The organism is Alkaliphilus pronyensis (assembly GCF_009017275.1).
GTDB lineage: Bacteria > Bacillota > Clostridia > Peptostreptococcales > Natronincolaceae > Alkaliphilus_C > Alkaliphilus_C pronyensis.
This window is the reverse complement of record NZ_WBZC01000015.1, coordinates 1-13155: the sequence shown is the minus strand read 5'-3', so window position 1 is coordinate 13155 and position 13155 is coordinate 1. Positions and strand designations below refer to the sequence as shown.

Annotated in this window: 12 protein-coding genes and 1 other RNA gene; 1 reads left to right on the top strand and 12 read right to left on the bottom strand. The window is 34.1% G+C overall.

Features of this window, described 5'->3' with window-relative positions; genetic code table 11:
• Positions 1-68 precede the first annotated feature (68 nt).
• On the top strand, positions 69-884 hold the full coding sequence (locus F8154_RS05395; protein WP_151860585.1) for a hypothetical protein: 816 nt from the start codon (positions 69-71) through the stop codon (positions 882-884).
• A gap of 95 nt (positions 885-979) precedes the next feature.
• On the opposite strand, the gene F8154_RS05390 is transcribed toward F8154_RS05395, so the two are convergent.
• The 12 genes from F8154_RS05390 to eno form a co-directional block, all read right to left on the bottom strand.
• Complete coding sequence (locus tag F8154_RS05390) at positions 980-2128, bottom strand: dicarboxylate/amino acid:cation symporter (RefSeq protein WP_151860584.1); 1149 nt, start codon at positions 2126-2128, stop codon at positions 980-982.
• Positions 2129-2562: 434 nt separating this feature from the next.
• Complete coding sequence (locus F8154_RS05385; RefSeq protein ID WP_151860583.1) at positions 2563-3234, bottom strand: hypothetical protein; 672 nt, start codon at positions 3232-3234, stop codon at positions 2563-2565.
• 200 nt (positions 3235-3434) lie between these two features.
• The gene (locus tag F8154_RS05380) at positions 3435-3860 is read right to left on the bottom strand and encodes a DUF3788 family protein (protein ID WP_151860582.1); all 426 of its coding nucleotides are present in this window, start codon (positions 3858-3860) and stop codon (positions 3435-3437) included.
• Positions 3861-3875: 15 nt separating this feature from the next.
• On the bottom strand, positions 3876-4139 hold the full coding sequence (locus tag F8154_RS05375; protein WP_151860581.1) for a zinc ribbon domain-containing protein: 264 nt from the start codon (positions 4137-4139) through the stop codon (positions 3876-3878).
• A 231-nt stretch (positions 4140-4370) separates the two neighbouring features.
• Positions 4371-4723, bottom strand: a transfer-messenger RNA (tmRNA) gene (ssrA, locus tag F8154_RS05370).
• A gap of 138 nt (positions 4724-4861) precedes the next feature.
• On the bottom strand, positions 4862-5335 hold the full coding sequence (gene smpB / locus F8154_RS05365; RefSeq protein ID WP_151860580.1) for an SsrA-binding protein SmpB: 474 nt from the start codon (positions 5333-5335) through the stop codon (positions 4862-4864).
• Between the two features lie 81 nt (positions 5336-5416).
• Entirely contained in the window at positions 5417-6106 is a 690-nt protein-coding gene (locus F8154_RS05360) for a TrkA C-terminal domain-containing protein (protein ID WP_151860579.1), read from the bottom strand.
• 158 nt (positions 6107-6264) lie between these two features.
• A complete protein-coding gene (rnr, locus tag F8154_RS05355) occupies positions 6265-8379 on the bottom strand; it encodes a ribonuclease R (protein ID WP_151860578.1) in 2115 nt (704 codons plus the stop codon).
• A 101-nt stretch (positions 8380-8480) separates the two neighbouring features.
• Positions 8481-8795, bottom strand: coding sequence for a DUF1294 domain-containing protein (locus F8154_RS05350; RefSeq protein WP_192930171.1), 315 nt, complete (start codon positions 8793-8795; stop codon positions 8481-8483).
• Between the two features lie 92 nt (positions 8796-8887).
• Positions 8888-10912: a sodium-translocating pyrophosphatase gene (locus F8154_RS05345; protein WP_151860576.1), complete on the bottom strand. Its 2025-nt coding sequence runs from the start codon at positions 10910-10912 to the stop codon at positions 8888-8890.
• A gap of 38 nt (positions 10913-10950) precedes the next feature.
• Positions 10951-11193: a preprotein translocase subunit SecG gene (gene secG, locus F8154_RS05340; RefSeq protein WP_151860575.1), complete on the bottom strand. Its 243-nt coding sequence runs from the start codon at positions 11191-11193 to the stop codon at positions 10951-10953.
• 198 nt (positions 11194-11391) lie between these two features.
• Positions 11392-12684, bottom strand: a complete 1293-nt coding sequence (gene eno / locus F8154_RS05335) for a phosphopyruvate hydratase (RefSeq protein ID WP_151860574.1) — start codon at positions 12682-12684, stop codon at positions 11392-11394.
• Positions 12685-13155: the final 471 nt, after the last annotated feature.

Below are 13155 nucleotides of genomic sequence, written 5' to 3'. Positions count from 1 at the left end.
TGCTAGATTTAGAATATCATATTACGGGTATAAACATTAAAAACTTAGATGAAAGGAAGTGTTGATTTATGAGCTATATAAAAAAGCTTGCAGTATTCAATTGTGTTGCCTTCATTGGAACTATACTTATAAATACCTTAGCTAATTTAATTCCTTTTAATGGTTTAACCACAGGAGAGCTTTCTGCCCTTTATCCAAATCTATTTGTACCAGCAGGTATCACCTTCTCTATTTGGGGAGTTATTTATTCCTTATTAGGTATCTTTACTGCATATCAGTTGATTGTTGCCTTTAAAACAAAGGATAGTGTGGTGACCTTTATACACAAAATAGGTTATTGGAACATATTATTAGGGGTTGGAAATATGCTATGGGTTATTCTATGGCATTACAGATATGTTGGAGCTTCAGTAATTATAATGGTGCTTATGTTGATTTCCTTGATATTTATTTACAATAATCTTAGTATTGGAAGGGCAGCAGCTAGTAAAAAAGAAGTATTTTTAGTACATATTAACTTTAGTGTTTATTTGGGTTGGATAAGTGTAGCTACAATTGCCAATGTAACAGCATTTCTAGTAAGCATTAATTGGCAGGGCTTTGGTATTCCTGAGGCTATTTGGACAGTAATCCTTATGGTTGTTAGCCTTGCTTTAGGATTATATTTTTTACATATGAGAAGGGATATTTTCTATTCAGCTGTTATTGCATGGGCCTTTATTGGTATTTATCTCAAAAGAACGGCAGCAGGAACAGAGGCGGTGAGATCGGTTATTACTATGTCCATTATTGGTATCTCAGTTCTTGCCATTCTTATTATATTGGCATTGTTAAGGAAAAGGGCTTATATTTTTACAGATGTCTTACCTTCCAGTAGAAAATAATAAAAAACCTTATCATAAATTACTATGATAAGGTTTTTATTATATAATTTGAATATTCTTATTCAAAACCAGAAGCTAAATAATGATAAGCTTAACTATTTTGCTTCCTTAGCGAACTTATTTACTATTAATCCAATTGCTCCATCTCCAGTTACATTTGCTGCTGTACCAAAGCTGTCTTGAGCAATATATAATGCCATCATAAGTGCTAATTGACCATCTGTAAAGCCTAGCATTGTTTCTAATAATCCAAGTGAAGCCATAATTGCTCCTCCTGGAACCCCTGGTGCTGCAACCATTGTAATACCAAGCATAAGTATGAATGGTAATACTTGACCAAATCCTAAAGTAGCACCATCTAATGCCATAACTGCTATAGCACAAATAGTTAATGCAATTGTACTTCCAGATAAGTGGATTGTTGCGCATAAAGGAATTGCAAACTCTGCTACTTCATCATTAATATTGTTTGACTTAGCACTTTTTACAGTAACAGGAATAGTAGCTGCTGAAGATTGTGTTCCTATAGCTGTAAAGTATGCTGGTAGCATATTTTTTAAAGCAGTAAATGGGTTTACCTTAGCTATTGAACCAGCCACAGTATACTGAATAATTAAGAATCCTATATGAACCCCTATAACTAGAACAAATACTCTACCAAACACAGCTAATGTTTGAGCTACAGTACCTGCAAATGCTAACTTAGCGAAAATTCCAGCAATATGAACCGGTAAAAGTGGAATAATAACGTTTTCAATAACCTTCTTAATAATTTGTTGGAATTCTTCCATTACTGCATACATGCTTTTGCTCTTAAGAGTTGCCATACCTAAACCTAATAGGAATGCTGTTATAAGTGCTGTCATTACTCCCATAATAGCAGGCATTTGAATTTCAAAGAAGGGAGCTGCACTTTTTCCACCTTCAGCAATGTCTCCACCAGAAATAATCATAGGTAAAATAACTGTAGCTACAACAAAAGATAATACTCCAGCCACAACTGTTGATAAATAAGCAAGACCAGTTGTTATACCTAGTAGTTTTCCAGCTTTACCTCCTAATTCTGCAATTCCAGGTGCTATGAATCCAATAATAATTAGTGGAATGATATAGCCCAAGAAGTTTCCAAAGATTCCACTAAAAGTAGAAAGTAATCTTGTAAGAAACTCAATACCTGTAGCACCGACAATAATACCTACAATGATACCAATTACCAACTTAGGTAATAATCCAAGTTTTTTCATTTTTATTCCTCCATTCTTTAATATTTATATCTGTCAGCTATTTACACGTGACAGTTATATTAATTGTACAGTCAAAGTATTACATTTTCAAGACATTTTTATGCTATTAAAAAAGTTCATCATTTCTGAATATTTATACATTTGAAGCATTTCTTTTAATTTTCTATTTTTTTAAATAATATCCATGTTTGGTTGTTTCTAGTCATGCTCTAACCTAGGTATAAGTTTTGCTTCCGTGATGGCTTAGTAAAGCCTTCTAAACATCCTTATGATGATTATTATTTAATAATTCCTCTATTTCAATAAAGATACCATAAGTCCTAGCTCCACTTAAACATAACATAAAACACAGGTTAAAAATAATACTAACATTTTGTAATATATGTAACTTCAATTGTTTTTATGTATTATAGCTATTGCTTAAGAATATTTAGCTATCCTCGTCTAGCAGGATGTACAAACATAAATAAAACAGTAAAAGCTAAGATTCCTAATAAAGTTTGATAAAAAGCTATGCCCCCTGCTGGGTTTAAAATTCTATAGAAAGCAATTACTAAAATACAATATACTGTTGTTATAATTGTAAATAGTTTAGATATAGATGCAAAGAAATGTTTTTTAGATAACTGATAAAGGCTTTTAATATTAAATCTAAAAGTAGATTTTTTTACCCATTGTAATATATCCTTCCACATCCAGATAGTAATAATACTAGAAATAATTAAAAGCCGTAGCATCATGTGTATGTAAGCAAAAACCCCTTCCTTAGGTGTATCATGCCCTGTTAGCATCATAATACTGTTAATAGCTGTTACAATTGTAAAGGACTCGCAAATGGCTTCAAATGGTGTCTCATTTCCCCACCAAAGTGAAAATTTCCTCCATATTCCATCAAAGTTTTTTATATTATGAAATACTTTATACAAGCTTCCCACCACTAAATACACCACGTAAACTAAAAAAATGCTTTTTGTTATATCAAAATAAGCATTCGGATGTAGTACAGTAAAATGACCAATAATATATAATAAAAGCCATGAAATACCACAAACAACCGCTAAAACTATTATGTTCTTAATATGTTTACTAAGTAATTTCTTCTCCATTTAATCCCCCCTTGTGATATAGGCTATGAAAAAAAGCATTTTAACTAAGGAATGTTAATTAGCTTTTTGAATATAAATTATCATATTTTTTTTAATTTGTAAATATTAACACAGAGCGAAACAGCGAAACGCAGGGACGGTTCTTTTGTTTCGATAAAAAAGAAACAAAAGAACCGTCCCTGCGTTTCCCTGTAATTATTTCATTTGCATTGAATTTTTAGTTTTATCACTTTTTCAAGGTCAGCCAATAGACTCATATCATTGATTTCAAACACAATCTCGTTAAATTTTTTTATTTTATCTTCTGTTGGAGCTTGACCTTTTATAACATCTGAAATATCCAATTCCCTTACCTTATAAATATGCTTTGGCGAGAAATAAAAACCTGTCTTTATGTAGTCAGTCCATATCGATACCCAAACTATGGTTCTTTTATTCTGCACTACTTTGCATAGCCATGCCTTTCCGTCGTTATAATATCGCCATTCACAGTCAAGACCATGATAATCAAAAATCTTTAGCATTGTTTGATAGTTTTCGTAATTTTTGCATAATGCGTGTTTCAATACATCTTCATTTGGATATATGTCGGGATTGCAAAACAACTGGTGGATAACAGCTTCCATTTTATACCTCCCAAATTATTTTCTCCATCTTTTAAGCGTTGGGAAGAATTCCTGCATCATTTTTTTCGCCTCATCTTCGCTCATTTCCTTATTGCTCTCTGCCATATAGGGTGCACATAACTCGATCATTTCTTCCATCGTGCCGTTAAAAGTGAACTCACCATTCTCATAACAGTGCTTACAATAGTCTTTCGATTTACTACCATCCTTTTCTAATCCGTACATTTCATCGGTTTGTCCCATCGGCATTCCACAACATTGACAATAGTTTTCTTGCATTTACTTTTCCTCCTTAAATAATAATTATAACTCTTAGTTACCTTTGTATTTTATCACTTAAAACTTGACAACAGTGTGTCAGTGATATAAATAATTATTTGGTTTGGCACCACATTCAGTGCACTTTCTATAATGAACATCCACAACGCCACCACAAATATTGCAAGTACGAAACGCAGGGACGCAAAAAGTCGCATAAAAATGCGACTTTCATTGATTAGTTGATTTAATTGGTGGAGGCGAGGGGAATCGAACCCCTGTCCGAAGGCCCTTCACCTTCAGCTTCTCCGAGCGCAGTTACTGTTTTAGAATCTCACCTCGCCTAACACCCAGCAACAGGTTTTAGGTTTGGCCAGCCTTAATTGTACAACTTAGGGTCAAGACACCCCCTAAGACGTTCCCCGCATAGATGACGTTTCTATCCTAACGGCGGGAGGCTAGGTAGAAACGAGCTGCGCTATTAGGCAGCTAGTGCGTAATTATCGTTTGCGTTTATATTTAATGCTCAGTTTTTTACATGTCACCAAGCTAAACATGGCTCGCTACTAAAGGCTCTAAACCCCCGTCGAAACCAGTACGCCCCCAGGGATATATATACATAATTAAAAATTATAAATGCAAAGTTAAAAGTGATAGGTTGAAAATTGTAAATTAAACACAAAAGATTAGAAACTAAAAGTGAAAGACTTTTTAGTAGCCTTACATTTTTCATCTTAGTTATGTTACTCTACACCCTTCATTCTTGCTCCAACTTCCTTAGAAATTCTTCTTTGGGCATCACGCTTTGCAATGTCTTGGCGTTTATCATATTGCTTCTTACCTACTGCAACACCAAGCTCAACCTTAATAAGTCCATTTTTTAAATAAACATTTAGAGGAATTAGGGTGTAACCTTTTTGCTGTATATAGCCAATTAGCTTTCTAATTTCCCTTTTATGAAGTAAAAGCTTTCTTGGTCTAAGGGGGTCAACATTAAATATATTCCCTTTTTCATATGGGCTTATATGAATATTATATAAGAAAACCTCACCGTTTTCAATACGACCGTAGCCATCACGAATGTTGATCTTTCCAAGTCTGATAGATTTTACCTCAGTTCCCTTAAGCTCTACACCAGCCTCATAGGTTTCCTCTATAAAGAAGTCGTATCTTGCTTTTTTATTGGTAGCAATTGACTTAGTACCATTGCCTGCCATTTCTCCCCCACCCTCTTTTGATTATTTAAATAACGAGTGACTCTTGCTATACTAACATATTAGTATTATATTGTCAATAACTTAATATTCCTTCTTACTTTGCTTTTGACTTATGATAAATTCACTTATTTTTTCTATCTGCCCATAAACCACTACCTTATCTCCTTGCCTGAAAATATCATTATTTCTTGGGAAATGTATTATATGGGAACCCCTATCAATGTTTAAAACCTGTATAAAGCTTTCCTTAAGATTAGATTTGTCTAAAGTTAAGCCTATCAGCTGATTTCCTTCTTCAATAATAAACTCTGCAACTCCGTATTCCTCATTTAGTTTTAGCACTTCTTCTACTGTTTTATACTTTTTATTTATTTTCATTTGCTTTATTAACTGATTTTCAATTATGCTTTCTAAACGGTATAATATATGCTTATTTCTAATTAAGAACAATACAGAAAGAAGTGCTACTGCTATAAAAAAAGTAAAATTCAAAAAGGACCTGTAATTCCTAAATGCACTTACAATTACACTTATTAAAGTTGCAGTTGTAACATAGCTAACAAGCATTAATATTTGAACAATTTTTCTCCTAGTAGAATGTTGAGTAATAAGCTCTGATTCTCTAGTAGTAAAACCAGTATGTGTAATTATGGAGATTACTTGAAATCTTGCCTTATCTAAATCTAAACCAGTTACCTTCAATGCAATTGACAATATTTCAACTAATATAGCTAAAATTATCAAAACCACCATACCATAAATTATGGGCATATGCATTCCCCCCTTTAAAGTAAATTATATACTTTATTTAATTCTTTATTACTTCTTAAATACCCTTTTATAGTCTTATATATTTTAATAGAAACGTGGGGACGGTTCTTTTGTTTCGCGTCGAAAGAAACAAAAGAACCGTCCCCGCGTTTCCGTTTCTATACAAGTGTAAAGTCAATTTCCCTTTGGGTTACGTTAACCTTCGAGACTTTGATTTTTACAACGTCACCTATTCTAAATACTCTGCGGCTTCTCTCACCTGTTAATGTATGATTTTCACTATCAAAAATATAGTAATCATCAACTAAGGAGCTTACTCTAATCATTCCCTCTATTGTGTTGTCTAGCTCCACAAAAAAACCAAAGGAGATGATGCCTGAAATAACACCTTCATAAACTTCTCCAACTCTTTCTGCCATATATTCACATTTTTTTAAATCAACTGTGTCTCTTTCTGCCTCATCTGCTTTTCTTTCACATATTGATGACTGTTCTCCAATATAGCCCACAAATCCATTCATTTTTTCTAGCCACTTATCCTTTGTTCCGTTACTAAGAATAGCCTTTATAATTCTATGGATAGCTAGGTCTGGATATCTTCTTATAGGAGATGTGAAATGACAATAATACTCTGCGGCTAGACCAAAGTGTCCTAGGTTTTCTGATGTATATCTAGCCTTTTTTAATGAACGAAGCATTAAAGTGTTTATTACTACTTCTTCCTTTTTACCTTCTATTTTCTTTAGTAGCTCCTGCAATACCTTTGGATGTACTTCTGTCGATAAGCCTTTTAAATGATAACCAAAGTTATGAATAAATTTGTTGAAATCTTCAAGTCGCTCTATGCTTGGATCCTCATGAACTCTATATACAAATGGTACATTAAGCCAATAGAAATATTCAGCAACGGTTTCATTACATACCAGCATAAACTCTTCTATTATTCTGTTTGCTATTCGTCTATCATACTTTTTAACCTCTATAGGTTTACCAGCTTCATTAAGTATAACTTTGGCCTCGGGGAAATCAAAATCTATAGCACCACGGGCTTCCCTTCTATTTCTAAGAATTATGCTTAGCTCCTCCATCATTTTAAATTCAACCAATAAATCACTATATTTTTCTTTAAGCTCTGGATTATCATTTTCTAATATATCTGATACATCTTCGTATATTAAACGTTCATTTATTTTAATAACACTTTCAACAATTTTATGGCTGTGAACCTTTCCTGTTTTGTCAATCTCCATAAAAACCGATAGGGCTAATCTGTTTATTTTAGGATTTAGACTACATACACCGTTAGAGAGCTTCTTAGGCAGCATTGGTATAACTCTATCAACAAGATACACGCTTGTCCCTCTTTTAAGTGCTTCTTTATCGAGTGCTGAACTCCCTCTTACGTAGTGGGTGACATCTGCTATATGGACTCCCAGCTTATAATTACCATTCTCAAGAACTTCTATTGAAATAGCATCATCTAAATCCTTTGCATCGGCTCCATCAACTGTAACCATTTTTATTGCCCTAAGGTCTGTTCTTCTATCTATTTCTTCTTCTGTTATTTCTTCTGAAATTCCATCAACTTCTGCTTCAACATCCTTCGGAAATCCTTCTTCTAAATTATACTTTTTCATGATTGCAAGTATGTTTGTTTCGCTATCTTCACTATGGCCTATAATCTCTTTTATAACACCTTCAGGGTTCCTTCTGGCCTCTGGCCATCTTGTAATTTCGCAAACTACTTTATATCCATTATTAACCTTTTTGCTTTCCTTCTTAGGTATATAAATATCTAGATTAATTCTTGGATCATCAGGTACAACAAATCCAAAGTTTCTACTATCTTCGTAGGTTCCAACAATCTCATGGTTTGCTCTCTCTAGGATTCTAATTATTTCTCCTTCGGATTTTCTAGTTTTTGAATTAGTCGTATTTATACGGGCTATAACTCTATCGTTATTCATTGCACCATTCATCAGATTGGCTGGAATGAAAACATCCTCCGTTTCAATTTGATCTGATATTATAAAGCCAAAGCCCTTTGGATTAGCCTGTAGCCTTCCTACTACTAACCCCATTCTTTCTGGCACTCCAAATCTTTTCTTACGGGTTTTTATTATTAAGCCCTCTTGTTCCATTTCTTCAAGTAGCTTAGAAAAGCTTTTTCTTTCTTTTTTATTTAGATTAAAGCTGTTTGCAAGTTCATCCTCAAGCATTGGACTATAAGCTAATTCTCCCATAAATTCTAGTATTTTTTCTTTTATTGACAAAAATAATCCTCCCTTCATTATGTATATATATCATTATTTGTATTTTGATTGTTTTTTATTATTAATAAGTATCTTTATATTGAATTGGAATATTGGTATAGCTACTTATTTAAAAAATATATTATAAAAATATTTATTACATTATTAAGTAGAAACAATAGTGGAATACCTATATAAAATTTTTTCTTGCTTGTCTTATGATGCAGCATTACCATAGCAAGCAAAATCCCTGCTGCACCAGAAAAGAAAGCTAAGGACAATAGAACTCTTTCTGGAACCCTCTGCTCACCTTTTTTAGCATTTTTCTTATCTACTACCATTAATATAAATGCCCCAATATTAATTAACCAAACAACTATAAAATAGAATACTGCAAAGAAACCAATAGAATTAGCTAATACATGGTATATACCCATACTCCTTCCCCTTTCAACCATTATTACATGGTAACTAAATAAATCCCCATATTTAAAAAGCCCTTAATCTAGGATTAAGGGCTTATCTTTTTTTATTCAAAGAACTTTGCTAGAAGTCCTCCATATCTTAGGAAAATTGGTGCAAATACAAGTGATACTATTGTCATCAGCTTTATTAATATGTTAATTGATGGGCCAGAGGTATCTTTAAATGGATCTCCCACTGTGTCACCAACAACTGCTGCCTTATGGCTTTCACTACCTTTTCCACCATGATGTCCTTCTTCAATGTATTTTTTGGCATTATCCCATGCTCCACCTGCATTCGCCATCATAATTGCCATCAATACTCCAGCTACTAATGCTCCTGCCAGCAGTCCACCTACAGCTTCTGGTCCTAGTAATAATCCTGTTAGTATAGGAACCACAACTGCCAATAGACCAGGTATAACCATTTCCTTTAATGCAGCCGCCGTACTAATATCTACACATTTTGCATATTCTGGCTTTGCTGTTCCTTCCATAATTCCTGGAATCTCTCTAAACTGTCTTCTAACCTCTTCAATCATTTGGAATGCCGCTTTACCAACTGCCTCCATTGTTAAGGCTGAGAAGAAGAAGGGCAGCATACCCCCGATTAGCATACCTGCAATAACTGTGGGTGTAGTAATATCAATTGAGTTTAACTTTACAGCTGCTGTATAGGTGGCAAACAATGCTAAAGCAGTTAAAGCTGCAGAGCCTATTGCAAAGCCTTTACCTATCGCTGCAGTTGTATTTCCTACTGCATCTAATTTATCTGTTATTTTACGTACATCCTTTGGTAGCTCACACATTTCTGCAATACCACCAGCATTATCGGCAATAGGTCCGTAAGCATCTACTGCAATAGTCATGCCCGCTGTTGCTAACATTCCTACAGCTGCCAGTGCTATACCATATAATCCAGCAACTCCATAGGCCAGTAAAATTCCAATTGCAATAATAATTATAGGTAGTGCTGTAGAGGCCATACCTACTGCAAGTCCACTTATTATAGTTGTAGCAGGGCCTGTTTCTGATTGTCCAGCAATTTTCTTAACATGCTGATACTCACCTGATGTGTATCTTTCTGTAATGCTAGCTATTAATAATCCAACTACTAAACCAGTTATAATGGCATAGAAGCCAGTTAGGTTACCTAATAAATATCTACTTAACATAAAAGCAACTGCAACTGTAACAGCTCCACTTACATATGTACCCATATGTAGAGCCTTTGCAGGGTCTGAGTTTTCGTCACCCTTAACAAAAAAAGTTCCTATTATTGATGCTATAATGCCTGTTGCTGATAATAACAATGGAAATAGTGCTCCGTTAGTACCATACTGTCCATTGTTAGCAATCAATCCTAACGCAATAGCAGCTATTATTGAACCAACATAGGACTCAAATAAGTCGGCACCCATACCAGCTACATCTCCTACATTATCTCCTACATTATCTGCAATAACTGCAGGGTTTCTAGGGTCATCCTCTGGTATTCCTGCTTCTACCTTACCAACTAGGTCGGCACCAACATCTGCTGCCTTTGTATATATACCTCCACCAACACGTCCAAATAATGCTATTGAGGAAGCTCCTAAAGCAAAACCAGTAATAATTTCTGCCGCTTCTACCTCTGTTGTTATTCCAGATAGGAAAATGTATAATGCTCCAACTCCTAATAGTCCTAAACCTACAACAGACATTCCCATTACTGCTCCACCTGAAAAAGCAACACTGAGTGCTTTGTTCATACCGCCTTCTTTGGCTGCATTAGCAGTTCTTACGTTAGCCTTAGTTGCAACCCTCATACCAAAATATCCTGCTAGGCCAGAAAAAAGAGCTCCAACCACAAAGCATAAAGCAGTTAATGGATTTATACCTATAGCTAAAACAATGGTAAGTACAACAACAAATATTGCAAGAGTTTTATATTCCCTTGTTAAAAATGCCATAGATCCCTCTTGAATATATGAAGCTATTTCCTTCATTCTTTCATTACCAGAATCCACACTGTTGATTTTATTTGTTAATATATAGGCAAAAATAAGTGCAATCACACCTACAGCAGGTGCTAGTACATTTAAATTCATTGTGAATTATCCTCCTTATGTTATTCAGTTTTTTGCTATTATAATTTTTGTATTGCAACTAACGCTATTGCATTAATGATAAATAAGGCTGCTCCTATAGTAGTTACTTTACTTAAAACTCCTTCGTAGCCTCTACCTTGTTTTCCCCATATTTGCTCAGCGCCACCTGTAATTGAACCAGAAAGTCCAGCATTTTTACCTGATTGTAATAGAATACTTCCAATTAATATTATAGAGGTAATAACTTGAACTACCTTTAAAAAAACTGTAAATCCACCCATTTCTACACCTCCCATACGTGTGATTAACATACATATTTTAACACAGGTATATTATAAAATCAACAAAATAATATATTAATAAGCCAATATAATAAATAGAGGCTTGTTTGTTCTAATAGCTTATAAAGCAATAACAAGGGCCTCACCCTTATTATTGCTTTAATATTATATTTTATTCTATTTTGGTAAATTGTGTAATTATCTGTTTATATTATAAAATACACCATTTCCTTTGTATTGAGCAGTTTCTCCTAGGATATCTTCTATCCTTAATAATTGGTTATATTTTGCAACTCTATCTGTTCTTGCAGGGGCACCTGTCTTAATTTGTCCTGCGTTTACAGCTACTGCCACATCAGCAATTGTTGAGTCTTCTGTTTCACCAGATCTGTGTGAAATAACTGTGGTATAGCCTGCCCTCTTGGCCATTTCTATTGTATCTAGGGTTTCTGTAATGGTACCAATTTGGTTTAGTTTTATAAGGATTGAATTTGCTGTATTGTTTTTAATTCCCTTTTCTAACCTTTCTGTGTTTGTTACAAATAAGTCGTCACCAACAATTTGAATTTTCTTTCCAAGTCTATCGGTCATTAGTTTCCAGCCATCCCAATCATCTTCACTAAGTCCATCTTCAATCGAAACTATAGGATATTTATTAACTAGTTCTTCGTAGAAATCTACCATCTCAGCAGCAGTCTTTGTAACTCCCTCACCAGCAAGATTATATGTCTTATTTGCTTCGTCATATATCTCTGTTGCTGCTACATCTAATGCAAGCTTTATATCCTCTGAAGGCTTGTAGCCTGCCTTTTCAATAGCCTGCATAATTACTTGAAGTGCCTCTTCATTTGATGCTAGGTTTGGAGCGAATCCACCTTCATCTCCTACTGCAGTTCCTAGTCCCTTTTCTTTAAGTACAAGCTTTAAATTATGGTATACTTCCACACACATTCTTAAGCCCTCTTTGTAGCTGTCTGCACCAACAGGCATTATCATAAACTCTTGAATATCAACATTATTATCTGCGTGGGCACCACCATTAAGGATATTTAGCATAGGTACTGGTAACTGCTTGGCATTTACCCCTCCTATATACTGGAACAAAGGCATGCTTAAAGCCTCTGCCGCAGCCTTTGCAACTGCCATTGACACCCCTAATATAGCATTAGCACCTAGTTTGGCCTTGTTGTGTGTACCGTCTAGCTCCATTAGTACCTCATCTATTCCCACTTGATCTGTGGCATCAAAGCCTACTATCTGTGGAGCTATTGTTTTATTTATGTTTTCAACTGCCTTAGTTACACCCTTACCTAAGTACCTGCCTTTATCTCCATCTCTTAACTCAACAGCTTCAAATGCACCTGTAGATGCACCAGAAGGTACTATGGCTCTACCAACTATTCCATCCTCTAAGTAAACCTCCACCTCAACAGTAGGATTTCCTCTTGAGTCCAATACCTCTCTAGCATATACCTCACTTATTATTGTCATTTATAAGTCTCCTTTCATTATTTCATTTTTCATTTTCAACTTTAAATTCATTTTTAAGTTTTGGGTTTTGTTTTACTCTTTTCCATTCAACATTCAACATTCAATATTTCTTCTATCTTTGCCTTTAATTTTAAACTCGTTTTATGTTTTTAATTTTTCACTTTTCACTTTTCACTTTTCACTTTTAATTATGTTTTCTTGTTTTCAATTTTCCATTTTGTCTAGGTTTTCCATTACTAATTACTCATTACTAATTGATTTTAAGGTTCTTAACTCTTCACTCTTCACTCTTAACTCTTAACTCTTAACTCTTCACTCTTAACTTTAGTTTTGGTTTTTGGTTTTGGGTTTTCCATTACTCATTACTAATTGATTTTAAGGTTTTCAATTTTCCATTTTCAATTTTCCATTTTCAATTTTCAATTTTCAATTTTCAATTTTCAATTTTCAATTTTGATTATGTTTTTAACT

Bases quoted from the DNA above. Each gene is read 5' to 3' on its own strand.
- F8154_RS05395 (WP_151860585.1), top strand. From the start codon at position 69: ATGAGCTATATAAAAAAGCTTGCAGTATTCAATTGTGTTGCCTTCATT.
- F8154_RS05390 (WP_151860584.1), bottom strand. From the start codon at position 2,128: ATGAAAAAACTTGGATTATTACCTAAGTTGGTAATTGGTATCATTGTA.
- F8154_RS05385 (WP_151860583.1), bottom strand. From the start codon at position 3,234: ATGGAGAAGAAATTACTTAGTAAACATATTAAGAACATAATAGTTTTA.
- F8154_RS05380 (WP_151860582.1), bottom strand. From the start codon at position 3,860: ATGGAAGCTGTTATCCACCAGTTGTTTTGCAATCCCGACATATATCCA.
- F8154_RS05375 (WP_151860581.1), bottom strand. From the start codon at position 4,139: ATGCAAGAAAACTATTGTCAATGTTGTGGAATGCCGATGGGACAAACC.
- smpB (WP_151860580.1), bottom strand. From the start codon at position 5,335: ATGGCAGGCAATGGTACTAAGTCAATTGCTACCAATAAAAAAGCAAGA.
- F8154_RS05360 (WP_151860579.1), bottom strand. From the start codon at position 6,106: ATGCCCATAATTTATGGTATGGTGGTTTTGATAATTTTAGCTATATTA.
- F8154_RS05350 (WP_192930171.1), bottom strand. From the start codon at position 8,795: ATGGGTATATACCATGTATTAGCTAATTCTATTGGTTTCTTTGCAGTA.
- F8154_RS05345 (WP_151860576.1), bottom strand. From the start codon at position 10,912: ATGAATTTAAATGTACTAGCACCTGCTGTAGGTGTGATTGCACTTATT.
- secG (WP_151860575.1), bottom strand. From the start codon at position 11,193: ATGGGTGGATTTACAGTTTTTTTAAAGGTAGTTCAAGTTATTACCTCT.
- eno (WP_151860574.1), bottom strand. From the start codon at position 12,684: ATGACAATAATAAGTGAGGTATATGCTAGAGAGGTATTGGACTCAAGA.